This window comes from Paenibacillus sp. FSL W8-0186 (assembly GCF_037969765.1).
Taxonomy (GTDB): domain Bacteria; phylum Bacillota; class Bacilli; order Paenibacillales; family Paenibacillaceae; genus Fontibacillus; species Fontibacillus woosongensis.
Map to the genome: position 1 here is coordinate 2,012,492 of NZ_CP150207.1, position 21,948 is coordinate 2,034,439.

General features: G+C 48.3%; 23 protein-coding genes, 1 pseudogene and 1 other annotated feature. Of the genes and pseudogenes, 20 read left to right on the plus strand and 4 right to left on the minus strand.

Annotation, left to right across the window (positions count from 1 at the left end; genetic code table 11):
• Positions 1-77: 77 nt before the first annotated feature.
• From MKX50_RS08845 to MKX50_RS08855, 3 genes are read left to right on the plus strand one after another with little or no spacing between them, the layout of a single operon-like run.
• Positions 78-1,508, plus strand: a complete 1,431-nt coding sequence (locus tag MKX50_RS08845) for a hypothetical protein (RefSeq protein ID WP_339159207.1) — start codon at positions 78-80, stop codon at positions 1,506-1,508.
• A gap of 26 nt (positions 1,509-1,534) precedes the next feature.
• Positions 1,535-2,209, plus strand: coding sequence for a response regulator transcription factor (locus tag MKX50_RS08850; RefSeq protein ID WP_213588926.1), 675 nt, complete (start codon positions 1,535-1,537; stop codon positions 2,207-2,209).
• On the plus strand, positions 2,202-3,518 hold the full coding sequence (locus tag MKX50_RS08855; protein WP_339159209.1) for a HAMP domain-containing sensor histidine kinase: 1,317 nt from the start codon (positions 2,202-2,204) through the stop codon (positions 3,516-3,518). Before MKX50_RS08850 ends, MKX50_RS08855 begins: the two co-directional genes overlap by 8 nt.
• 190 nt (positions 3,519-3,708) lie before the next feature.
• Here MKX50_RS08855 and MKX50_RS08860 read toward each other — a convergent pair whose 3' ends face one another.
• Both MKX50_RS08860 and MKX50_RS08865 read right to left on the minus strand, forming a co-directional pair.
• Positions 3,709-4,023: a multidrug efflux SMR transporter gene (locus MKX50_RS08860; RefSeq protein ID WP_213588924.1), complete on the minus strand. Its 315-nt coding sequence runs from the start codon at positions 4,021-4,023 to the stop codon at positions 3,709-3,711.
• Positions 4,024-4,404, minus strand: coding sequence for a multidrug efflux SMR transporter (locus MKX50_RS08865; protein WP_244996321.1), 381 nt, complete (start codon positions 4,402-4,404; stop codon positions 4,024-4,026).
• Positions 4,405-4,529: 125 nt separating this feature from the next.
• On the opposite strand from MKX50_RS08865, the gene MKX50_RS08870 reads away from it, so the two are divergent.
• From MKX50_RS08870 to MKX50_RS08890, 5 genes are all read left to right on the plus strand, one after another.
• Positions 4,530-5,117: a TetR/AcrR family transcriptional regulator gene (locus MKX50_RS08870; protein ID WP_213588923.1), complete on the plus strand. Its 588-nt coding sequence runs from the start codon at positions 4,530-4,532 to the stop codon at positions 5,115-5,117.
• 85 nt (positions 5,118-5,202) lie between these two features.
• Positions 5,203-5,946, plus strand: coding sequence for an SDR family oxidoreductase (locus tag MKX50_RS08875; RefSeq protein ID WP_213588922.1), 744 nt, complete (start codon positions 5,203-5,205; stop codon positions 5,944-5,946).
• Between the two features lie 49 nt (positions 5,947-5,995).
• Positions 5,996-6,304, plus strand: a complete 309-nt coding sequence (locus MKX50_RS08880; protein ID WP_213588921.1) for a hypothetical protein — start codon at positions 5,996-5,998, stop codon at positions 6,302-6,304.
• Positions 6,301-7,206: a phosphotransferase family protein gene (locus MKX50_RS08885; protein ID WP_213588920.1), complete on the plus strand. Its 906-nt coding sequence runs from the start codon at positions 6,301-6,303 to the stop codon at positions 7,204-7,206. Before MKX50_RS08880 ends, MKX50_RS08885 begins: the two co-directional genes overlap by 4 nt.
• 105 nt (positions 7,207-7,311) lie before the next feature.
• Positions 7,312-7,785, plus strand: coding sequence for a low molecular weight protein-tyrosine-phosphatase (locus tag MKX50_RS08890; protein ID WP_213588919.1), 474 nt, complete (start codon positions 7,312-7,314; stop codon positions 7,783-7,785).
• A 1,354-nt stretch (positions 7,786-9,139) separates the two neighbouring features.
• On the opposite strand, the gene MKX50_RS08895 is transcribed toward MKX50_RS08890, so the two are convergent.
• The gene (locus MKX50_RS08895) at positions 9,140-9,796 is read right to left on the minus strand and encodes an SGNH/GDSL hydrolase family protein (RefSeq protein ID WP_213588918.1); all 657 of its coding nucleotides are present in this window, start codon (positions 9,794-9,796) and stop codon (positions 9,140-9,142) included.
• Between the two features lie 160 nt (positions 9,797-9,956).
• Here MKX50_RS08895 and MKX50_RS08900 point away from each other — a divergent pair, with 160 nt between their 5' ends.
• The 7 genes from MKX50_RS08900 to MKX50_RS08930 all read left to right on the plus strand — a co-directional run bounded on the left by MKX50_RS08900 (position 9,957) and on the right by MKX50_RS08930 (position 14,532).
• Complete coding sequence (locus tag MKX50_RS08900) at positions 9,957-10,634, plus strand: YdeI/OmpD-associated family protein (RefSeq protein ID WP_213588917.1); 678 nt, start codon at positions 9,957-9,959, stop codon at positions 10,632-10,634.
• A gap of 98 nt (positions 10,635-10,732) precedes the next feature.
• Positions 10,733-11,173 (plus strand): MarR family transcriptional regulator, encoded by a 441-nt coding sequence (locus MKX50_RS08905; protein WP_339159215.1) that lies wholly within the window; start codon positions 10,733-10,735, stop codon positions 11,171-11,173.
• Positions 11,174-11,265: 92 nt separating this feature from the next.
• Positions 11,266-11,661: a DoxX family protein gene (locus MKX50_RS08910; RefSeq protein WP_155609170.1), complete on the plus strand. Its 396-nt coding sequence runs from the start codon at positions 11,266-11,268 to the stop codon at positions 11,659-11,661.
• 38 nt (positions 11,662-11,699) lie between these two features.
• Positions 11,700-12,326: a nitroreductase family protein gene (locus tag MKX50_RS08915; protein ID WP_339159218.1), complete on the plus strand. Its 627-nt coding sequence runs from the start codon at positions 11,700-11,702 to the stop codon at positions 12,324-12,326.
• A gap of 30 nt (positions 12,327-12,356) precedes the next feature.
• Complete coding sequence (locus tag MKX50_RS08920) at positions 12,357-13,307, plus strand: ring-cleaving dioxygenase (protein WP_339159220.1); 951 nt, start codon at positions 12,357-12,359, stop codon at positions 13,305-13,307.
• Positions 13,307-13,921, plus strand: a complete 615-nt coding sequence (locus MKX50_RS08925; protein WP_213589466.1) for an alpha/beta hydrolase — start codon at positions 13,307-13,309, stop codon at positions 13,919-13,921. The genes MKX50_RS08920 and MKX50_RS08925 overlap by 1 nt, the downstream gene beginning before the upstream one ends.
• Complete coding sequence (locus MKX50_RS08930; RefSeq protein ID WP_213588912.1) at positions 13,921-14,532, plus strand: flavin reductase family protein; 612 nt, start codon at positions 13,921-13,923, stop codon at positions 14,530-14,532. The genes MKX50_RS08925 and MKX50_RS08930 overlap by 1 nt, the downstream gene beginning before the upstream one ends.
• Positions 14,533-14,632: 100 nt before the next feature.
• On the opposite strand, the gene MKX50_RS08935 is transcribed toward MKX50_RS08930, so the two are convergent.
• Complete coding sequence (locus MKX50_RS08935) at positions 14,633-15,826, minus strand: oxalate decarboxylase family bicupin (RefSeq protein WP_213588911.1); 1,194 nt, start codon at positions 15,824-15,826, stop codon at positions 14,633-14,635.
• Between the two features lie 159 nt (positions 15,827-15,985).
• On the opposite strand from MKX50_RS08935, the gene MKX50_RS08940 reads away from it, so the two are divergent.
• The 5 genes and pseudogenes from MKX50_RS08940 to rbsK all read left to right on the plus strand — a co-directional run bounded on the left by MKX50_RS08940 (position 15,986) and on the right by rbsK (position 21,532).
• The gene (locus MKX50_RS08940; RefSeq protein ID WP_339159221.1) at positions 15,986-16,555 is read left to right on the plus strand and encodes a DUF1697 domain-containing protein; all 570 of its coding nucleotides are present in this window, start codon (positions 15,986-15,988) and stop codon (positions 16,553-16,555) included.
• 232 nt (positions 16,556-16,787) lie between these two features.
• A pseudogene (locus tag MKX50_RS08945) lies at positions 16,788-17,741 on the plus strand (endo-1,4-beta-xylanase); the annotation flags it as partial.
• A complete protein-coding gene (locus MKX50_RS08950) occupies positions 17,718-18,233 on the plus strand; it encodes a hypothetical protein (RefSeq protein WP_330163281.1) in 516 nt (171 codons plus the stop codon). The pseudogene MKX50_RS08945 and the gene MKX50_RS08950, both read left to right, overlap by 24 nt.
• A 105-nt stretch (positions 18,234-18,338) precedes the next feature.
• Positions 18,339-18,567: a binding site (T-box leader), on the plus strand.
• 93 nt (positions 18,568-18,660) lie between these two features.
• Complete coding sequence (locus MKX50_RS08955) at positions 18,661-20,193, plus strand: 2-isopropylmalate synthase (protein WP_213588909.1); 1,533 nt, start codon at positions 18,661-18,663, stop codon at positions 20,191-20,193.
• Positions 20,194-20,614: 421 nt separating this feature from the next.
• Positions 20,615-21,532: a ribokinase gene (gene rbsK / locus MKX50_RS08960; RefSeq protein ID WP_339159222.1), complete on the plus strand. Its 918-nt coding sequence runs from the start codon at positions 20,615-20,617 to the stop codon at positions 21,530-21,532.
• The last annotated feature ends 416 nt before the right edge of the window (positions 21,533-21,948 follow it).

Below are 21,948 nucleotides of genomic sequence, written 5' to 3' on the forward strand. Positions count from 1 at the left end.
CGAGAATGCCCTTTTATTCATCAAATGTTCATAACTTCCTGCTATCCTCCCTTATATATCGAAAGGAGAGATTTCAGATGAAGTGGTTGGAGATCGGGATGGCTCTGGTCGTCATGTTGATTATTTTTGGATACGTGTCAGGCGTCCTAGTGAAGGGCAAAAGAATGTTTGCCGTGGTCGGCACAGGCATCTTGATCCTTGGAGGACATATGCTGCTGGAAGGTTATAGGATGCAAATGATATTGTTCTATGCTCTCTTCGCTGTAATCTTATCAGGCTTCATATTTGGCGTGTTGTTCAGAAAGACGATTGAAATGAATGAAAGACCGAAGTTATGGAAAAGGATTACCGCACTGAGTATGGGGATCGTGACGGTGGCCGCTGCGCTTGCTGTCCCTCTGTATGCATTCCCGCTCATTGTTTTGCCAAGTCCAACGGGAACCCATCATGTGGGTACGGTCAACTACCATTGGATCGATGACAGTCGTGCAGAGGTGCGGACTGCTGCGGAAGGCGACAACCGGGAGGTTATGGTCCGGGTCTGGTACCCGGCAAAATTAGTGGATAATATGCGGCCCGCTCCCTATGCTCATCCTGCCCGGCAGCTGAAATTATTAGGCAAAGGTCAACCATTGTATGTAAATGCAATCATAGATTCTTTTAAAAACGTCAAGACACATTCCTATCTGCATTTGCCGGTCTCATCAGCCCAGTCCGGGTACCCTGTTCTTCTCTTCTCTCCGGGTTTTGGAGCCTCTAATTTCATGTACACGAGTATGACTGAAAATTTGGCGAGCCACGGTTACATCGTAGTAGCGGTAGAGCATCCGTATTATACGGAAATCCCGACTTTGTTTCCGGATGGACGAGTAACGAAAGAAAAAGTAGTTATAGCGGAAGAATCATTGGTCTGGGATAATATGGATGAACATATGCAGCTATGGGTGGATGATATCAAGTTTGTTCTCCATAGATTGTATGATTTGAATGAAAAAGATCCGCATAATATTTTAGCCGGAAGACTGGATCTCCATCGGATCGGCATGCTCGGCCACTCTTTTGGCGGGGCAGCTGCAGCGCAGGTTATGCACCAGGATTCCCGGGTATTGTCTGGTGTAAATATGGATGGTTTTCCATTTGGCGCAAAGATTGATGACGGACTGCCCAATCCGTTCTTATACATTCAAACAAGCTATAGTGATGATTTTGCCAATTTAGAGCTGTCTGATGAGGATTGGTCAGGTTCTAACGAATACTCAGGACTCGACCTTAAGATTGAATATGCCAGGGAGGCGGCCGAGCTGCTCCAGCGAAAGGAAGGAATTTTAAAAAATGGCGGGATGGAGTGGGTGGTTCCCGAGGCTGATCATATGAGCTTTTCCGATATCGTGCTGTATTCGCCTCTGTTTGGCAACCGCGACCTATCTTTGCTTGAAAAGGTTAATGAGAAGCTGTTGCGGTTTTTCGATGATTATGTGAAAGCTGAACATGTTCATTCCGCAGAATAACGATGAAATGGCAGAGGAGAACACGGATGATAAGAATATTGGTAGTGGACGACGATCCTTTTATTCGCGAATTGGTCAGACTTGCATTGCGGTCAGATCATTACGGCATTCTGGAAGCGGCTAATGGTACAGAGGCGATCGCCATGATCCATGATGAAAGACTGGAGCTGGCGATCGTGGACATCATGATGCCTGGCCCGGACGGACTCGAAGTGTGCCGCGAAATCAAACGGTATCTGGATATCCCCGTGCTCATGCTGACGGCCAAGGGGACGAACCTCGACAAGGTCACCGGCTTTCAGGCAGGTACGGATGACTATGTGGTGAAGCCGTTTGATCCGAAGGAGCTGAGCTATAGGGTAAAAGCTCTTTTGCGGAGATACCGGCTGGACCGGGGATACTCTCTTCAGGTGGGTCAATTATACATGAATGCCGAGAGACAGGTTTCTGTTGGCCAGCAAGTCATATCCTTGCCTCCTAAAGAGTTTGAGCTGTTGTATCGGCTAGCCTCGCAGCCCAATCGGACTTTAACCCGAGAGCAAATTATTGAGCGTGTTTGGGGCGGTGATTTTGAAGGGGGCGAACGAACTGTAGACGTACACGTGAAGCGGCTAAGAGAAAGGTTCTCCGGGCTGACGGACAGCTTTGAAATCGTAACCGTCAGGGGGCTTGGATACAGGCTGGAGGTTAAGTATGTTTAAGACGCTCTATGTACGCATCGTTGTCTATTATCTTGCTGCCGTACTCCTCGGTGTGGTAACCGCTTGGGCTGCGGCCATCTTCCTATTTCAGGATTCCACCGAACGCTACACAGAACAGGAGCTTGCTCTAAAAGGCCAGCAGCTTATTCAATTGTACAGTCAAACGCAGCCGGAGGATCGGCGGACATTCCTTGAAAGCGCGGCTCAGCTCTCATCCGTCAAAATGAAGGTAACTGCTCCGAACTCGCAGGAGATTCAATTTTATAACTGGGCTGCTGCCGACCATTTCTGCGACTGCGATATATCAGTCGCACTGCCATGGCCATTAGACGGGGGGACGTACCAGATGGAGCTTGCACAGGCCGCTTCCAGTGAATCCTCGGGCTTCACGGAAATCGGACTTATCTTATTAATTGTCCTGCTCGTGGGCGGGTTCGTTATTTTATTTTTTGCGAGGCGTTTGGTTACTCCTATTCAGACGGTAACGGCTGCGGCTAAGCAGCTGGCAACCGGTGATTTCGATGTGAGGCTGCCTGAGAATCAGCGCGATGAGATGGGGACGCTGTCCCAAGCTATAAATCACATGGCTGCGGAGCTCGGGCAGTTGGACCGGGAACGGCAGGAGTTTGTCGCTAACGTGTCCCATGAATTCCAGTCCCCGCTCACCTTAATGAAAGGCTTCTCCGCCATGCTTCTTGAAGGGTCGCTTCAAGACTCGGAGCGAACGCGAGCCCTCCAAATTATCATGCAGGAAAGTGAACGCTTATCGCGGCTAAGCGACAATTTACTCCGATTGGCTGCGCTGGACTCGGAAAGGTATGAAATTAATCCGGCATACTTCGACTTAGCTGAGCAGATCCGGAGAACAGTCCTCACCTTTGAACCGCTTTGGTCGGATAAACAGCTGGAGGTGGAGATGAAAGGGGCTCGAACGATGGTTTATGCAGATGAGGAGCTTCTGAACCAGGTGTGGATCAATCTTATGTCAAATGCAATTAAGTTCGCTCCTGCCGATGGAAGGATTATTATTGAGCTGCTGGCGGACAAGGATCAGGCGGAAATTCGTTTTTATGATAATGGCCCTCCAGTGCCGCCTGAAGATAGAGAGCAAATATTTAAACGATTTTTCAAAGCGGATCGGGCTAGAGACCGAAATATAGATGGCAATGGCTTAGGTTTGTCCATCGTCAAGAAAATCGTGGATTTCCATGAAGGAGCCATTTTTATAGTTTCAGAGAACGGGAGCGGCAAAGCGTTTGTCGTTCAAATTCCTGTCATGCCATGCTATGCAGCGGAGCGAATGACATAGATGGCCCTGCTCGGTCTATCCGGTTTCTTGCTGTCCGCCGGAGCTGATCAGGATTCGTCAGACTAAGTAAGACTAAGTCATGTGAGCACGAACGAGCACAGCTACACCACGAATAAGTATGCGGGAGTACCTAACGCTCAAGCCAATCTGGCTTGAGCGTTAGGATGGTGAGCCACTATGCGAAAGGCCGTTAGCTCACCAGCTTCAAACCGATAATGGTGAAGATAATGCCTAGAATACAAAAGACTCTTAACGCATTTCGCGGCTCCTTAAAAAACAATATTCCGATCAAAGTAGAGCCAAGCGTGCCAATTCCCGTCCAAACTGCATATGCCGTCGATAGAGGGATATCCTTCATCGCATAGGTTAAAAAAGTAAAGCTGATGATAAATCCGGCGATTAATATCAAGTTATTTAGAAAATTGCTCCGTTCAGCGACTCTCTTCACGCCGATGACACCGATAATTTCAAATAGCCCTGCGATAATCAAGTAGCCCCATGCCATTTATGCCCCCTCCTTTTTCATGCCGCCATCGGAAATTTTCAAACCAATGATGAATGCCGCCAATAGAAGAATCAATAGAATTTTGACCCATCTAAAAGGTTCTTGAAAATAAAACATGTCAACGAGTATCGTCCCGATCGTACCAATTCCGGTGAAAATGGCATATCCTGTTCCGATCGGAATCATCTTCGTAGCTCTTATTAATAACTCGAAGCTGAGAAGAAGGGCGATTAAGGTAAGAATCCCCAGCGAATTGTTCTTAAGAGCAGCAGCCCAGTAAATTTCTATGAGTCCCGCAGCGATTAAAAATAGCCACGCCATCCGCCTTGTTAATGGCTTGCTTTGTTTGAGAATACTGCTTTTTTTATTTTGATTTGACATCACAGTTCTCCCCTCTCTTTTTAGTACAGTTGTGTTATTTAAAAAACATACTATCACAATTAGTTTATTTAATACAAGTGTATTATTTAATTGCTTATGTTCTCTTTTTTGGTTACACTGAATTTATGCCAAAAATCGTAGATCATGAAGAACGACGGGAGCGCATTGCCAAGGCGATGTGGCAGGTTATTCTGGATAAAGGAATGGAAGGGGCGACAGTGCGTAATATTGCACAGGAGGCGGGGCTCTCGCTTGGGGCATTACGCCATTATTTTCAAAACCAGGATGATCTGCTTGTCTATGCGATGACGCTGGTCAAAGATAGAGTCACTGCGCGCATTGAGGCCATTATGAAGCGGGGTTTGCCGCCGAAGGAAATGGTCATGGCAATGCTTCTTGAAATCGTGCCGATTAATGAGGAAACACGCATTGAAATGGACGTCTGGTTTGTCTTTGTTGCCCATGTGAAGCATCGGAAGGATACGGTCGGACTAATTAATGATGGACTATTTGAAGCGTTCCAAAAAATGGTCGGCTATTTGCATTCCACAGGGTGGTTGAAGGAAGGCTTGAGCCTGGAGTTTGAAATTGAACGGCTGTACGCTTTGATAGATGGGTTAGCCATGCATGCCCTACTTGATCCTGATCGGGTGGACCGAAGCCGTGTCATTGACGTGATTCGCTATCATCTCGATTCGATTTGCAGGGCCTGAGGAAGGTTTCGGGCGGGGACATCTTGGCGCAAGCGGCGCTGCCATGCTTTATTTTTCTGACAGGGAGTACAGGAGGAGATTCAATTTGCTGTTAAATGAAAAAGTAATCGTAACAGGCGCGGCTTCGGGGATCGGAAAAGAAATTGTACAGCATTGCCTGCGTGAAGGGGCTTCAATTATTGCCTGTGACATCAACGAGCATTCGCTCCATGAACTGGAGTCTTCCATGGATGCACCGGTAACTCTCACAACTTACCATCTGGATGTCAGCAATTACAGCCAGGTTGCTGCTTTTTTTGCGTATGTTGCAGAGAAGCATTGCGATGTCAACGGCTTAGTCAATAATGCGGGCATTTATTTGGCCAAAAGCATTATGGATTACCAGGAGGATGAGATCAGCACGGTGATGGACGTGAATATTAAGGGGGCGGTTTATTTCTCTCAGATGTTCGCAAAGCTGCTGATTGGAAATGAATCCAACAGGCGGAAGGGAACGATTGTGAATATTTCTTCCGTATCGGGGATCGAAGGAAGCTCAGATGCCGTCTATGGGCTATCTAAAGCGGCTTTGCTCGGATTAACGAAAAGCTGTGCAATGAATTTTTCGCCATACATACGCGTTAATGCCGTTGCACCGACGATGGTTAACACGTCCATGATGGATGTCATCCCCGATTGGAGAAAGCAGGAATACCTCAGCCACCAATTAATCGATTCCCCCGTACTTCCTAAAGATGTAGCTGAAACGGTAACATTCCTATTATCGGAAAAATCCAGACATTATACAGGAGCTACCTTTGATTTAAATAATGGCTGCTATTTGAGGTGACGGGAAATTTTGATCGGAATACAATCCAGGTCAGGATGATTGGTATGCCGTGGATATGGTGCAGGCGCTGGATGGCTGGCAGGAATGCGTTCCAGTTAAAGAATACAGCCGTAAGGAACAATGTTTTCTCGGATACCGAGCGGAGGATGAACTTCCGGTGAAACAGCGTCCATGTATGATGCCTGCATGCCGGCGTTTTGCCAATGTATACAGTTATGTTCGCATCCTATGGTCCATGGAAGAGAAGCGGCCAAACGAGTCCGACTGGCCCATCCAATTACGGGCAAACTTAACCAATCATCTGCAGGAACGTTTGTTAGGTTTTGGGCGGGGTCTGCAGCGAGTAGAGAAGAGGTGAACTTGATGTACAGAGAGATACCGGATGCAAGAACATGGACGAGAATAAAGCAGATTCACGCAGGATGGTCGGATGATAAGAAGTATTATATTCAGACGAACGACGGCAGGGAATTGCTGCTAAGATTGGCGGACATATCTAAGTATGAACGGAAAAAATGGGAATATGAATCGGTTCGTCGGCTAATACATATGGATATCTCTATGTCCCGACCGGTGGATTTTGGCATTTGCAATGAAGGCAGGTCAGTCTATATCCTGTTTACTTGGGTTGAAGGTGAGGATGCAAGAGAAGCTATTCGTAGGCTTGGTCCCTTAGAACAATATCGGCTTGGCTTGAAGTCGGGAGAAATATTAAGATCTCTGCATGAAATTCCGGCGCAGATTCAGTCTTTATCTTGGGCTGAGCGCTATAATCTGAAAATCGATAAATATATCGCCAATTATAGGACGTGCGGGATTCATTTTAAGGGAGCGGAACAAATTCTAAACTATATTGAAGCGCATCGTTATTTATTGGAGAGCAGGCCGGTGACCTTTCAGCATGGCGATTATCATCTCGGAAATATGGTCGTTTCAGGCTCCGGGGAGCTGGGTATCATTGATTTTAATCGCTTAGATGATGGAGATCCCTGGGAGGAGTTCAATCGCATTACTTGGTGCGCCAAGGAAAGTGCGGAATTCGCTTCGGGCCGGATTCACGGGTATTTTCAAGATGAGGTGCCTGAATCGTTTTTTAAATTAATGGCGTTATATATAGCTTGCAATCAGATAGCATCTGTTCCCTGGGCGATCCCCTATGGTGAAGCAGAAGTGAAATACATGCTGGAACAGGCGGAGCAGGTGCTAGAATGGTATCATAGCTTCGAAACTTCGGTCCCAAGCTGGTATTTGCCGAGTTAGGACATTGAAAAAGTGCCCGTTCAATAGTACAGTTAACAGAAGCGCATTTTGTGGTGATTTATTAGATAGAGATAGCATGGTACGAGTGAGGAGGAAATGTACGTAATGGTTAAAGTGTTATTTGTATGTCTGGGCAATATTTGCAGATCTCCGATGGCAGAAGCGGTATTTCGCAGCCAGGTGAATGAGGCCGGGTTAGCGGATCGGATCGAAGTTGATTCTGCAGGTACTGGAGATTGGCACATCGGCAAGCCGCCGCATGAAGGGACCCGCCAAATTTTAAAGCAATATGGCATCGATGATGCCGGGATGTTCGCCAGACAGGTCAGCAAAAATGACTTCCAAGATTTCCAATACATCATTGCTATGGACGACATGAACGTTAAGGATTTGGCGCAGTGGTTTCCGGAAGACCGCAAGGTGGAAGTCAAGAAGATGCTTGATTTTGTGCCGAAGCATGCTGGAGGAAATGTTCCCGATCCTTACTATACAGGCAATTTCCAAGAGGTATACGAGATGATAGACGAAGGCTGCCAGCGTCTGCTGCAGGTTATTCGGGAAGAGCAGGGATTGAATTAATATCCGCTATAACATAAAACGGCATGTCTTTCTGTCAGGAAGGATATGCCGTTTTATTGCTGCTGCTGATTGGGGTTCGTCTTATGCAGGGGAGGGGAAATATACAGTTCATCTTAAAGGTTTAAGGCATTCATAAATTAGGTCAAAACACACCAAAGTTACTGTCATTCCGCAAGGGCGGTTGAACACTTAAGTACTTAACTTTCGCAGCATGCAATCTGTAAGCAAGCCCTAATGTAACTGGGTAGAGTTGAGATATGCAGATGGAGCTGACGATGTAAGCGTGTCGTGGGCTGAATACCTGACTTTTGTTGTGAGGATTTCGTTCATCTGACTGAGCAGTTACTGTTTAGCACGGGTGTAGCGGGGAACGGTCCGTTGCTGCGATTGTGTATGAAAAATCATGCAGAAGCCCACGTGCATCAGCTCGATGCTGCGATTGTGTATGAAAAATCATCCAGCAGCCCACGTGCATCAGCTCGATGCTGCGATTGTGTATGAAAAATCATGCAGAAGCCCTCGTGCATCAGCTTGATGCAGCGATTGTGTATGAAAAATCATCCAGAGGCCCACGTGCACCAGCTTGATGCTGCGATTGTGTATGATAAATCATCCAGGGGCCCACGTGCACCAGCCCGATGCTGCGATTGTGTATGATAAATCATCCAGAGGCCCACGTGCATCAGCTTGATGCTGCGATTGTGTATGATAAATCATCCAGCAGCCCACGTGCATCAGCCCGATGCTGCGATTGTGTATGAAAAATCATGCAGAAGCCCACGTGCATCAGCTTGATGCAGCGATTGTGTATGAAAAATCATCCAGCAGCCCACGTGCATCAGCTTGATGCAGCGATTGTGTATGAAAAATCATGCAGAAGCCCTCGTGCATCAGCTTGATGCAGCGATTGTGTATGAAAAATCATCCAGAGGCCCACGTGCATCAGCTTGATGCTGCAATTGTGTATGATAAATCATCCAGGGGCCCACGTGCACCAGCCCGATGCTGCGATTGTGTATGATAAATCATACAGAAGCCCACGTGCATCAGCCCGATTCAGCGATTGTGTATGATAAATCATCCAGAGGCCCTCGTGCATCAGCCCAATCCAAGCTTGAACTGAACTGTTGCCCGTTGGTCTACATGCGTCCGTATTAACGAGGATAGTTCCTTGTCTAAATCACATCTCATCAAGCTGTTCACCTTCCCCCCTTGAAACTAACGGCACACCTAGGTTCAAGGTATATTTTATCTGCGAAATTAAAAATAAAATGACCCCGGATCGAATATCATCCAGAGGTCATTTGTTGTTACCGCATAAAAATTAGTCTCAGCTAAACCCAATATAGCTATCCTAACCCCGGTTCCACTCAAACCCGACTTCCTTCAAAAATGCCCGGGCCAGTACCATATGCCCTGCATAGGAAGGATGGACGCGATCCCAGGCTAGCGTTGCCGGGTACAGCTCCTCAAGCACTACATTAAACGCCGCTTGGGTATCGATGAATACCGCACCAGTATCAGCAGCGACCTTCTTTACGATCGCCCCGTATTCATCCATCGTCTTGCGCATTTTATCCTCGGGATTGGGCTCCAAATAAAAAGGCGTCATCAGTACAAGCCCTTGCAGATGCGGTTTTGTCTTGGCTACGAGATTGCGCAGCGTTTTTTCATATTCTTCGGCATAGACATGATACTCGGTAATTAGCGGCGTATCATATTGGCGCCATACATCGTTAATGCCAATCATGATAGACAACCAGTCCGGCTTCTGGTCGAGGACATCCTCCTGCCATCTCTCCTGCAGGTCACGCACGGTGTTGCCACTGTTCCCTTTATTCACTACACGTATTCCCAGCTCCGGATAGACCGACTGCAGCAGGGCGTCAACCAGAGCAACATATCCTTTGCCTAAAGCGAAAAACAATCCTTCTCCATTTGGCCGTTGACGCTCGCAATCCGTAATCGAATCTCCAATGAACAGCAGTTTTTGTCCTTTTTCCAACAGCATTCCTGTTTCAATCTCCCTTCGGGTTGTGACTGATAATCAAATAATGAAAACGCTACTAACATCACATTTCTACCTGGACTTCTTTATTTCCTGCTTATCCTTTATGTTATCATTTAGATTAGGCAGCATGACTTCATAATTAGAAAGGTCGAGGATAATAATGAATTCGCCAACTAATGTGGTGGCCAAATTAAATCTGAACAAATACGAATCGAAGCTGATTCTAAATCAGCCAGAAGATATAGCGTACTTTAATGAGCTGCAATACGACTCCGAAATGACGAAGGAGAAGTATGATCTTATTTTTGTATTCATATTTAATATGGATCAGTTTAAGGAGTATTTGGATCTCGTTATTCGTAAGCAGGCCATTCATGAGAATGGATATTTATTTTTTGCCTATCCGAAGAAAAACAACCGCAAATACAAGGAGTATATCGACCGGGACAGCTTTTTTGAACAAAACGCAGTGAATGAGGAAGGATATGTATCCGGCAGTACGTTGAAGTTTTCACGGATGGTCAGCATGGATGATGTCTTTACTGTTATAGGCTTGAAATCGCAAGCTTCAAGGAAGAGTAAACCGACTAACGCAAAGAGCAGCCAGCGGGTTGACGATTACGTGGATTATATCTCCAGCATTCGCGAGTATTTGAGCAGCGATAAGGAGCTGCTGGAACTATATGATCATTTAACGGCTGGTTATCAGAAAGACTGGGCACGTTATGTATACAGCGCAAAAAAAAGCGAGACCCAGGAGAAACGTTTGCAGCAGATGAAGGATATTTTGGCTCAGGGCTATAAGTCGCTGGATCTATATAGAAGAAGAGAGCAGTAAGAAATTTAATTTTAATAAAAAGATTTGACAATCGGCAAGAAATCATTTATCTTTAATTCAAGATATTTGAACACAAGATAAATGAGGGGGTGACCGATATGCCGGATCAAGAACATACTGCTTCGCTGAAATTGTTTGTTGTGCTCTCCAAAGCTTACAAGACGATCATGGATCAAGCGATCAAGGATATGAAGCAGCGGGGCTTGTCCCCTTCGGAATTTACAATTCTGGAGGTGCTGTATAACAAAGGGCGGATTCCTTTGCAGCAAATTGGGGATAAAATTCTGATCACCAGCGGAAGCGTGACCTACAATATCGACAAGCTTGTTCAGAAAGGACTCATTCGGCGGGTACCCTGCGAGCAGGACCGAAGAGTGATCTACGCCGAAATTACGGCGGAAGGAAACGAGTTGTTCGAGCGGATTTTCCCGGATCATGCCGAATTTGTTCATTCGAAGCTGGGCGGACTTAACTACGAAGAGAAGCTGCAGGCGATCGAACTCCTCAAACGTCTAGGTAAAGGGGCGGAGAGCTCTTAGCAAACGGGTTTGCAGCCGCTTCTTCTTTTTTTTCACAAATATCTTTAATTAAAGATAATGAAGTTCAAAATAAATTTGGAGGATGAGAAAGCATGTTGGATGTAGGGCTATTGTTGATTCGTTTAGTTGTTGGGCTATTGTTCATTGGTCATGGTGCACAGAAATTGTTCGGGATGTTCGGAGGCTACGGGCCGAAGGGCACCGGCGGTTGGATGGAATCAATCGGCATCAAACCGGGGGTACTGATGGCGGTGCTGGCAGGGCTCATGGAATTTGTTGGAGGACTGCTCTTCACGTTAGGGTTTCTTATGCCGCTGGCAGCCGCCCTTATTGCACTGGCTATGCTGGGAGCGATCGTCAAGGTGCACTTCAAGAACGGTTTGTGGTCGACGGCAAACGGCTATGAATACCCGCTGGTTCTGCTCGTTGTTGCGATTGCCATGGCATTGACGGGCGCAGGTCATATTTCGCTGGATGCTTTGTTGTAATAGAACATAATACGTGAAATGGACGGAGGCTTTTTACCATGAGCGAACTTACGAATGTGTTAAAAGAGAGAAGGTCTGCAACGAAGTTTCACCCGGAGGCAAAAATCTCCGGGCAAGAGCTGGAGGAAATATTCAGTCTTGTGAAGTATGCGCCGTCTGCATTTAATTTGCAGCATGCCCACTACGTTGTCGTGCATGATCCGGAGAAGAAAAACAAAGTGTACGAGGCCGCGAACAAGCAATACAAGATTAAGACCGCCTCGGCTGCCATTCTCGTTCTTGGCGATTTGAATGCTTACGAAAATGTGAGACAGCTTAACGAGGGAATGCTGCATTTGGGTATTATAAATAAGCAGGAGCTCGATATGACGGTGGAATCGGTAACTCAGTTCTATGAGGAGCGGGGCGATTCATTTAAACGGGATGAGGCCATTCGCAATGCGAGCCTGTCGGCAATGCTATTTATGCTGATTGCCAAGGACAAAGGCTGGGATACTTGCCCGATGATCGGCTTTGATCCTGAGCAAATGCGGAAGGAACTGAACATTCCGGATCAATACGTCCCTGTCATGCTGATCGCGCTGGGCAAAGAGGATTTATCCGGACAGCGGCTGCGCGGGTATCGCAAGCCAGTAGGCGAGTTCGTTACGTATAACGGCTTCTAATTTCGAATTCATAAAAAGGAGTATATAACTATGAAATTACAAACAGCAGGCATTCATCATATTACAGCATTCGCGCGGAGTCCGCAGGAGAACGTCGATTTCTACGCCGGTATTCTCGGATTAAGATTAGTAAAAAGAACGATCAATTTTGATGCTCCTGAAGTATACCATCTGTATTTCGGTGATGAGAACGGCAGTCCGGGAACGATCATTACCTTCTTTCCTTGGCCGGATTCCCGGCGCGGAAAGGTCGGAGGCGGCCAGGTAGGAATCACGACATATGTCGTTCCTCCGGGAGCGCTCGGTTTCTGGGAAGAACGGCTGAAAGGTTTCGGGATTTCTTTGACGAAAACATCGCGATTTGGTGAAGACTACTTGCATTTCCGGGATAACGAAGGATTGTGGATTGAACTCGTAGAACGCGAGTCAGGTGCCAACAGCACCTGGTCATTCGGAGGAATTCCTGTAGACAAGGCGATCAAAGGTTTTGGCGGGGCCGTTTTATTTAGCGTGCATGCTAAGCAAACGATGCGGGTTCTCGAGGAAGTTCTCGGATTTAGCAAAGTGGCAGAGAACGATTCCTACGCCCGGTTCCAAGCCTCGGGAGAGATCGGCAACATCATCGATGTGCCATTGAAGGATATGGAATGGGGCAGCGGCGGAGCCGGCACCGTTCACCATATCGCCTGGCGGGCAAAGGACTTCGACGAACACGAAGAGTGGCAGCAAAAGGTCGGCCAAAGCGGCTTTAACCCGACGCAAATCATCGACCGTCAGTACTTCAATGCCATCTACTTCCGGGAAGCAGGCGGGATACTCTTTGAAATAGCTACCGATCCTCCGGGTTTTGCCCGTGATGAGGAGCCGGAGGCGCTGGGCGAGCAGCTGATGCTTCCATCATGGTTCGAACCCGTGCGGGCGCAGATCGAGGCTAATCTTGAGCCAATTGAAGTTAGGGTGTTAAAGGAGGGGCAGAAGTGATGAGACATCTTTTTGAAAAAGGGATAGATACGAAGGCGCCAACGCTGGTGCTGTTCCACGGGACGGGCGGAACGGAGCGGGATTTGCTGCCGCTGGCCAAGCTGGTATCGCCGAACTCCTCTGTTCTTTCAGTAAGAGGGAACGTGCTAGAGAACGGAATGCCGCGGTTCTTCAGACGGCTCGCGGAAGGGGTCTTTGACGAAGAGGATTTGATCTTCCGCACAAAGGAACTTCATGATTTTCTGGATCAATCTGCCAAGGAATACGAATTCGACCGGGGGAACCTGGTGGCGATTGGTTACTCGAATGGAGCGAACATTGCCGGCAGCCTGCTGTTCCATTATGAACATGCCTTCAAAGGGGCGATTCTCCATCATCCGATGGTTCCTCTGCGAGGCATCCAGCTTCCGAATCTAGCCGGGGTTCCCGTCTTTATCGGGGCGGGGACCAATGATCCGATTTGTTCTCCTGGCGAGACGGAAGAGCTTGAGAAGCTGTTAAGCGGAGCGGGGGCCGACGTAACCGTGCATTGGGAGAATTTCGGGCACCAGCTCACCAGCAGCGAAGTCAACGCCGCGGCAGCCTGGTTTCGTGAAAAAACGGGGAATGTCTGATGATATCGATTGATCCATCATTGCAGAGCGAGCGGGACAATTACAAGCTGCTCATCGGCAGCATCATTCCAAGACCTATCGCTTTCGTGACGACCTTGTCCGAGAGCGGAGTGCTCAACGCGGCGCCCTTCAGTTATTTCTCGATCGTCTCGAGTTCGCCTCCGATGCTGTCCATAGCTGTTCAGCGCAAAAACGGAGTGGCGAAGGATACGGCCAGAAATGCGGCCGCACGCGGGGAACTTGTCGTACACATCGTCGATGAAAGCATGGCCGCAGCCGTCAATGAGACCGCAGCGAATCTGCCGCCGGAGGAAAGCGAGATTGCCTTAACAAGTCTGACGAAGGTCGCAAGCGAGGTCATTGCTGTACCAGGCATCCGGGAAGCGAAGGTTCGGATGGAATGCGTGCTTGAAAAGCTTGTGACGCTGGGCGGAACGGAGGATGCGCCGACTACGGATCTGCTTATTGCCCGCGTCGTGCGATTTATTGTGGATGAGGAAATTTATGATCAGGGTCGCATCGATCCTGTGAAGCTGAATCCGGTCAGTCGGCTCGCCGGCAGCGCCTATGCCGGCCTTGGCAAGCTGTTCGAGATAGAACGGCCGCAATAACAGGAAGCTACCCCTGGCATCTGATGCCAGGGGTTATTCACATTGTTATGAATGATACCCTTTGAAATAATGTACAGGTACAGGAACGGTGCCCGTTCCGTTATTTCAGATCCTCAGAGCCAGCAGGGTATTTCACGACAGGCCACTTCTCTGCGCGCAGGGCATCCAGCAGCTCAGGTCCGACCTGCAGGTTGCTGGCGACAAGGCTCCGGGGCGTGAGGGCCATCCATTGGTTTAAGGAAATATCGGCGAAGCGGTCGCTCTTGAATATTTCCAGAAACCATAGCGACTCTGTACCGGTATTTTGAATATAGTGGCCATATGCAAACGGAACGTAGCCGACATCGCCCGCCCTGTAATCGAAGGTGCGGGCAATTCCGCTTCCGGCAAACACAGTCATGCGTCCCTGACCCGTGAGGTAATATTGCCACTCGTCATTATTGGGATGCCAGTGGAGCTCCCGCATGGCTCCGGGATTGATCTCAACCAAGGCGGCAGCGACGGTCTTCGAAATAGGAAAATTCGAGGAGTCCACGATTCTCACGCTTCCGCCTGGAGTTATGACTGGCTGCTGGGCCAGAAGACGGTGCTTGAAGCTGAGCGGTACGGAGCCGTAAGGGGACTCGGCCTTCTGGCTTTCTAGGGAACCCGGGACTTTGTCCTGATAAATATATACCTGTCCGGAAGGAATCGAGGCAAAGGCGTTTTCCGAAACGCCGAAGTTGGCGGCCAGTACATCCCTGGGCGTGTGGGCAAACCAGTCTGAAATGGACAGCGTGTTCAGGTCAGAGAATTTACCATCATCGAACACGAGCAAAAACTCGCAGCCCGTCTCCAGGCCCTGGATGGAATGCGGAATTCCGGCAGGAAAATACCATAAATCTCCATCGCCGACGTCAGCGATGAAATTTCGTCCGTTCTGATCGACTGCGGTAATCCGTGCTTTGCCCCATATCATATACGCCCACTCCGCCTGCTGATGCCAGTGCAGTTCCCTTACTCCGCCCGGAGTCAGGCTCATGTTCACGCCAGCCAGCGTCGTGGCGACCGGTAAATCGCGGACGGTAATTTCACGAGACCAGCCTCCGTGGTTTAACTGCATATGGGTATCGGAAAATGACATTTTCAGATTAGGCACCAAGCCGGCGTCTGTAGGAGGGGGAACGAGGAGATCCGGGTTTTCAAGATCTCTCCATATGTCCCGCGGGCCATAGTCCGGCCCTCCCGCGCCGTCGCTTCGGATTGGCTGAGGCACGATAAGGGGCTTGGCATGCCCAGAATTAGTCTCCTTCATGCAGTTGTCCCTCCAATTGTTCGGATTTTACAAGTCCTCAAACTATTTATATGGGAGAATACTTGACTATTATGAAACCAAAAGATAGCTTCCAGGTTTATTAGTGGAGATTCTCTATGATATAATTTCGCCTAAAAGGGGACAAGGCGGTGATCGAACATGGTTTATATTGCTCTGCTGCGGGGGATCAATGTAGGAGGCAAAAATATCTTAAAAATGGCGGAGCTCAGGCGCGTATTGAAAGAGGAAGCAGGCCTCGCCCGAGTACAAACGTATATCCAGAGCGGAAATGTCCTGTTTGAATCGAGCGAAGAGAAATCCGTACTACGCAAACGGATCGAGCAGGTGATCGAGTCTGCCTTCGGAATGTCAGTTAGCGTCATCGTGAGAACGGCTTCAGAACTGCGCAGCATTGCAGACCGATGCCCCTTCACGGAAGAGGAGCTTGCCAAAGCAGCCGAATCATCAGTTGGGGAGAGCCTGTACGTCTCTATTTTGCAGGAGGAATTGCCTGGCGAGCAGGTAGAGAAGCTGCACTCTGCTGATTTTGGGGAAGATAAATACGTCATACTAGGCAAGGAAATCTATCTGCTGTACAGCAATAGTTCGCGTAATTCAAAGCTGTCCGGCAGACTGGATAAACTAGGCGTTCCTGCAACGGTCCGCAACTTCAAAACGCTGAACAAACTCATTGATCTAGCTGCTGAAATGGAGCAGAATATACCATGAATACGGTTAAGTTAATGAAGAGCAGGCCAACAAGGCCTGTTTTTATTTGGAAAAATACTATGGTTTTGAAGATATATCCTTTAATTTCTATCATATCATTTCCAATTAATTACTATAATATGGAAATTGTAAGCGCTTAATATATCTGCTCTTCTGCAGCTGGAGGTGATGCAGTTTCTTGAGACGAATGGAATCGCGCAAAAGAAAGCTGAATATTGAAGGAGGTAAACTCATGTTAAAGTCAAAATCGAAATTGGCGGTTTGGCTGACTACAGTTGCAATTATGGCTTCCTTGTTTTCCTCAGCCTTGGTTAAGGACGCTCATGCGGGGATAGCTAACGGCAGCAAGTTTTTGGGCAACATCATTGCAAACAACGTTCCTTCCAACTTTGCTACGTATTGGGACCAGGTTACACCTGAGAATTCAACCAAATGGGGTGCGGTGGAATCGACCCGCAACAGTATGAACTGGAGTGCGGCGGATACAGCGTACAACTATGCGAAAAGCCGAGGAATGCCTTTCAAATTCCATACCCTGGTCTGGGGCAGCCAAGAGCCCTCCTGGATTAGCGGCCTCTCCGCCTCCGAGCAAAAGGCAGAGGTGACCCAGTGGATTCAAGCCGCCGGCCAGAGATATGGAAATTCAGAATTTGTCGATGTCGTTAATGAACCGCTGCATGCGAAGCCCTCATATAGAAACGCCATCGGCGGGGATGGAGCTACAGGCTGGGATTGGGTTATCTGGTCCTTTCAGCAGGCAAGACAAGCCTTTCCTAACTCTAAATTGCTGATCAATGATTACGGAATTATCAGCGACCCCAACGCAGCGGCTCAATATGTACAGATCATCAATCTGCTCAAGGCCAGAGGGCTGGTTGACGGCATTGGGATCCAGTGTCACTATTTTAATATGGATAATGTATCGATAAGTACGATGAACAGCGTTCTGAATACGCTGGCGGCGACAGGACTTCCGATTTATGTATCCGAGCTGGATATAACGGGTGATGACAACACCCAATTGCAGCGGTACCAACAGAAGTTTCCTGTACTGTGGGAGCACCCATCCGTTAAAGGCATCACCTTGTGGGGATATATTCAAGGACAGACCTGGGCGTCGAATACGCATCTGGTGACCAGCTCCGGTGCCGAGCGGCCAGCCATGCAATGGCTGAAGCAGTATTTAGGCGGAGGAGGAGGCCAGCCAGGAACAGGCACGGGTTCGGGCGCCTATGCAAACTTTGAATCGGGTACGGATGGATGGTCCGCCAGCAACGTCGTATCCGGACCATCTTCCTCAGCCGATTGGAGCTCGAAGGATACAAGATCGCTGAAGTCGACGATTAACATGTCCAGCGGCAGCGGGCATTACATGTTCAAGAGCGGAAACGCAGATTTCACCGGCTACAACCAGCTTAGAGCAACAGTAAAGGGCGCTAATTCTGGTAATTACGGCTCCGGATTAGGCGTGAAGCTGTATGTGAAATATGGCAACAACTATGCCTGGGCAGACAGCGGCTGGAAGACAATCAGCGCCGGCGGCCAAACCGATCTGACCTTGAATTTATCCGGCGTAGACAAGGCCAATATTAAGGAATATGGCGTTCAATTCATCGGCGCAAGCAATGCGTCCGGCCAAACCTCCGTATATGTGGATAACGTATATTTGTGGAATTAATGGTTCGAGTTATTATAATCCGAGCAATTTGTGAAGCAAGTTTTTCACGTTAGAGCTGGTTGACAATGAGCAAGTCCGGGCATATAATATCCAATAACTTCAAACTTAAATGTGATGAATAGAAATAGTAGAAGTGAAATGACCTTTCAGAGAGCCGTTGGGTGGTGGGAAACGGCAGTGTCTTTCAATTCGAACTCGTCTATGAACAGCTGCCTGACATGTAGGGCCAGCCGGAATTCCACCGTTACAGGGATAGATGGTGTTAGCCATCGAATGAGCTCATTTCACGGGAAATGAATTAGAGTGGTACCGCGGGTTAAACCTCGTCTCTATACGTAGAGACGGGGTTTTTTTGTTGGTTAAATTCCGGGTTTAACCAACCCCGCTTCACATATATATTTTTATTATGGTCTGGGAGGTAACGGGCATGAATCGAAAAATCATCGTGCTGGACACGACTCTGCGGGACGGGGAGCAGGTTCCAGGCGCAAAGCTCAATATGCAGCAAAAAATAGAGACGGCGCAGCAGCTAAGGCGGCTGAATGTCGATATTATCGAAGCCGGTTTTCCAGCATCGTCAGAGGGAGATTTTCGCGCCGTACAGGAAATTGCCAAAAGCGTTGGCGATAGCGTATCAATCACAGCACTGGCTCGGGCGGTTAAGAGCGATATAGACGCCGTATATGAAAGTATAAAATTGGCGCAAGACCCGCTGATCCACATTGTGCTGGGTACGTCGAACATTCATGTGGAGAAGAAATTCAGCCGTTCGAAGGAAGCGGTTCTGCAAATGGGAGTTGATGCGGTGAAATATGCCAAAACCCTGCTTCCCCACGTACAGTATTCCACCGAGGATGCGTCGAGATCGGATTTCGAGTACTTATGGAAGACGATCGAAGCGGTTGTAAAGGCAGGCGCCACCATGATCAATGTGCCTGATACGGTTGGCTACGCCGTACCCGAGGAATTTGGCGAACTCATTCGCCGAATTCATGAGCGGCTTAAAAATCTGGATGACCGAGTCATCTTAAGCGTGCACTGTCATAACGATCTCGGACTGGCCACGGCCAATACCCTCAGCGCCATTAAGAATGGAGCCGAAAAAATCGAATGTACGATAAATGGGCTTGGAGAGCGCGCGGGAAATGCTTCGCTGGAGGAAGTGGTTATGGCACTTAAGGTAAGAGAGAACTACTATCAGTGTCATACCCATGTCCAAACGAAGGAGCTGCTTCGCACCTCCAGGCTGGTCAGCCATTTGACGGGACTGGATGTACAGGTGAATAAGGCCATTACGGGTGAAAATGCATTTGCCCATTCCTCCGGAATTCATCAGGACGGCTTGCTGAAGGATAAGCAGGTCTACGAGATTATGTCACCGGAGGAGGTCGGAGCGGATAGTATGGAGCTGATTTTGACGGCCCGTTCCGGCAGGCATGCCTTTAAGAATACGGTAGAGAAGCTAGGTTTCGACACGGGAGATGAGATGGATTTCGAACAGCTGTTCGAGGAGTTTTTACAGTTGGCCGATGCCAAAAAGGAGGTATATGATCACGACGTATTTTACCTGGTCACAAATCACCGGGCAGTTGACGGTCATAGCAAGCAGCTTTATGAGCTCGTCTCATTTCAGGTGATCACGAATGATGTGTATCCCACGGCTATCGTAGAGCTGAAGAGAGGCTCGGAAACGCTAAAAGGCAGCGCTGTTGGAGACGGTCCGATCGACGCGCTGTATAGCGTCATCCGATCTCTGGCCGGCCTGGATGTCCAGCTTGAGGATTACAAGATCAACAGCTTGTCTCGCGGCAAGGAAGCCGTCGGCCGGGTGAATATTCGAATTCAATATGAAGGCAAAGTATACTCGGGCCGTGCGATGGATACCGATATCATAAAAGCCAGTGCACTTGCTTTCCTGAATGGCATCAACGCCGTTCTGCTCGAGCAGGCAATTCCGTGAAACTAAATCGCTGAAAATGAATAAAGGTGGAAGCCTATGATGGCTTCCGCCTCTTTGTCATTCGCGTCATGCCTCCGAAATCAGCATCGTGGCCGCAGCGGAATATACAGTTCAAACAACTGGTATTACAGCGAATATTAGGATAAAGTAGGATTTAGTTGTGTGATCAATACATAAGGGTTTACTCTGCAATACAGCTCTTGCATGCAAAGTGAAAGGGATTGGAATTTTGATGGAATGAGCGTGTAGAATCAGAAATGAAGTATATAGTATTAATGTATCTGGTATCAAGCGATCTGGTATCAAGCGATCTGATATCAAGTTATCGGGGATCTATCAAAGCATAGAAACATCAAAATATCGTGGTATCCAGCTATTCCGGCATTGGTACTAAGGGAATGCAATTTGAGGGGTGTAAGCTATGGCAGCAAGCAAAATTTTAGTTATAGGCAGTATTAATATGGACTTGGTGTTACGAGTGCCATATATTCCGCAGGTGGGCGAAACCTTGCTTGGCAGCTCTGTCGAACGGGTGCCCGGCGGAAAGGGGGCCAACCAGGCGGTAACCGCAGCAAAATTAGGGGCTGACGTCTCCATGTTGGGCAAGGTCGGTGGGGATGAATTCGGCGGCCCGCTTATGGACAATCTGAGACAGGCAGGCGTAAACACAGATCATATCGATCTTGTAACTGCGGCATCCTCGGGGCTCGCTGTCATTCAAGTCAATGATGAGGGAGATAACAGCATCGTTGTGATGCCGGGCGCCAATGACCTTTGCCATCGAGATTACGTGGCGGCGCATGAGAGCTTAATCAAGGAAGCCGACATCGTTATTTTACAAATGGAAATTCCCTATGAGGCGGTCTACGAGGCTGTAGATCTGGCAAGCAAGCATAGTAAAACGATCATAGTAAATCCGGCCCCTGCACCAGACTCCATTCCTGATGAGGTGCTTGGCAAATTGGATTATTTGATTCCCAACGAGACTGAACTGGAGAAGCTTAGCGGACAGACCGTCAATTCTATAGCTTCCGCAGAGAACGCGGCTAAAGTGCTGCTAGCCAAAGGAGTGAGCAGCCTTATCGTTACGCTTGGCAGCAACGGATCCCTGTACGTGGATGCGAATGAGACGTTTCATGTCCCGGCAAGAGTGGTGAAAGCTGTGGATACAACGGCGGCCGGCGACTCGTTTGTGGCAGCCTTTGCCGTCAGCTTGTCTGAGGGGAAGAGCGTGCAGGCGGCCATTTCCTTCGCTACGAAAGTATCGTCGATCGTCGTAACCAAGGCCGGCGCGCAGACATCGATTCCAGAGCGGAGCGAGGTTGACCTTTTACAGTAACTTGAAGCAGGTAAGCTTATTTAGAGCCATATATATGTTGTTGTTGTTGTTGTTGTTGTTGTGCAGCCCTGCTCGTAGGAGCGGGGTTTAGGCTTTCTACATGTGGAGATTGCGGTGAGCGTGTAACTTAAGGGGCCGTGTTTGGGTTTTTATGCAGGAAAAGGGGCTGAAATGCAGTGAGCATGGGGGTGTTAAGCAGAGTAGGTGTTGTGATGATGCGATGTGGAGTGAAGTGAAGCTCAACTTTACCGGACCCTAGTTCCTCTATTTCGGCAAAAAGCTGTAATAACTGAAGCTATCGGACCGTGGTTCCGCTATTAAGCGTGTTTCGGCGAGAATTACCTCACAATTAAGCCAATAGCTGATCCTGTGTCCGTTAATCTCAAAAAACGGTTAAAAATGTGAAATAGAGGATC

Excerpts from the sequence above, each read along its gene's own strand:
- MKX50_RS08845 (WP_339159207.1), top strand. The coding sequence starts at position 78 with ATGAAGTGGTTGGAGATCGGGATGGCTCTGGTCGTCATGTTGATTATT.
- MKX50_RS08850 (WP_213588926.1), top strand. The coding sequence starts at position 1,535 with ATGATAAGAATATTGGTAGTGGACGACGATCCTTTTATTCGCGAATTG.
- MKX50_RS08855 (WP_339159209.1), top strand. The coding sequence starts at position 2,202 with ATGTTTAAGACGCTCTATGTACGCATCGTTGTCTATTATCTTGCTGCC.
- MKX50_RS08860 (WP_213588924.1), bottom strand. The coding sequence starts at position 4,023 with ATGGCATGGGGCTACTTGATTATCGCAGGGCTATTTGAAATTATCGGT.
- MKX50_RS08865 (WP_244996321.1), bottom strand. The coding sequence starts at position 4,404 with ATGTCAAATCAAAATAAAAAAAGCAGTATTCTCAAACAAAGCAAGCCA.
- MKX50_RS08870 (WP_213588923.1), top strand. The coding sequence starts at position 4,530 with ATGCCAAAAATCGTAGATCATGAAGAACGACGGGAGCGCATTGCCAAG.
- MKX50_RS08890 (WP_213588919.1), top strand. The coding sequence starts at position 7,312 with ATGGTTAAAGTGTTATTTGTATGTCTGGGCAATATTTGCAGATCTCCG.
- MKX50_RS08895 (WP_213588918.1), bottom strand. The coding sequence starts at position 9,796 with ATGCTGTTGGAAAAAGGACAAAAACTGCTGTTCATTGGAGATTCGATT.
- MKX50_RS08900 (WP_213588917.1), top strand. The coding sequence starts at position 9,957 with ATGAATTCGCCAACTAATGTGGTGGCCAAATTAAATCTGAACAAATAC.
- MKX50_RS08905 (WP_339159215.1), top strand. The coding sequence starts at position 10,733 with ATGCCGGATCAAGAACATACTGCTTCGCTGAAATTGTTTGTTGTGCTC.
- MKX50_RS08910 (WP_155609170.1), top strand. The coding sequence starts at position 11,266 with ATGTTGGATGTAGGGCTATTGTTGATTCGTTTAGTTGTTGGGCTATTG.
- MKX50_RS08915 (WP_339159218.1), top strand. The coding sequence starts at position 11,700 with ATGAGCGAACTTACGAATGTGTTAAAAGAGAGAAGGTCTGCAACGAAG.
- MKX50_RS08920 (WP_339159220.1), top strand. The coding sequence starts at position 12,357 with ATGAAATTACAAACAGCAGGCATTCATCATATTACAGCATTCGCGCGG.
- MKX50_RS08925 (WP_213589466.1), top strand. The coding sequence starts at position 13,307 with ATGAGACATCTTTTTGAAAAAGGGATAGATACGAAGGCGCCAACGCTG.
- MKX50_RS08930 (WP_213588912.1), top strand. The coding sequence starts at position 13,921 with ATGATATCGATTGATCCATCATTGCAGAGCGAGCGGGACAATTACAAG.
- MKX50_RS08935 (WP_213588911.1), bottom strand. The coding sequence starts at position 15,826 with ATGAAGGAGACTAATTCTGGGCATGCCAAGCCCCTTATCGTGCCTCAG.
- MKX50_RS08940 (WP_339159221.1), top strand. The coding sequence starts at position 15,986 with ATGGTTTATATTGCTCTGCTGCGGGGGATCAATGTAGGAGGCAAAAAT.
- MKX50_RS08950 (WP_330163281.1), top strand. The coding sequence starts at position 17,718 with ATGCAATGGCTGAAGCAGTATTTAGGCGGAGGAGGAGGCCAGCCAGGA.
- MKX50_RS08955 (WP_213588909.1), top strand. The coding sequence starts at position 18,661 with ATGAATCGAAAAATCATCGTGCTGGACACGACTCTGCGGGACGGGGAG.
- rbsK (WP_339159222.1), top strand. The coding sequence starts at position 20,615 with ATGGCAGCAAGCAAAATTTTAGTTATAGGCAGTATTAATATGGACTTG.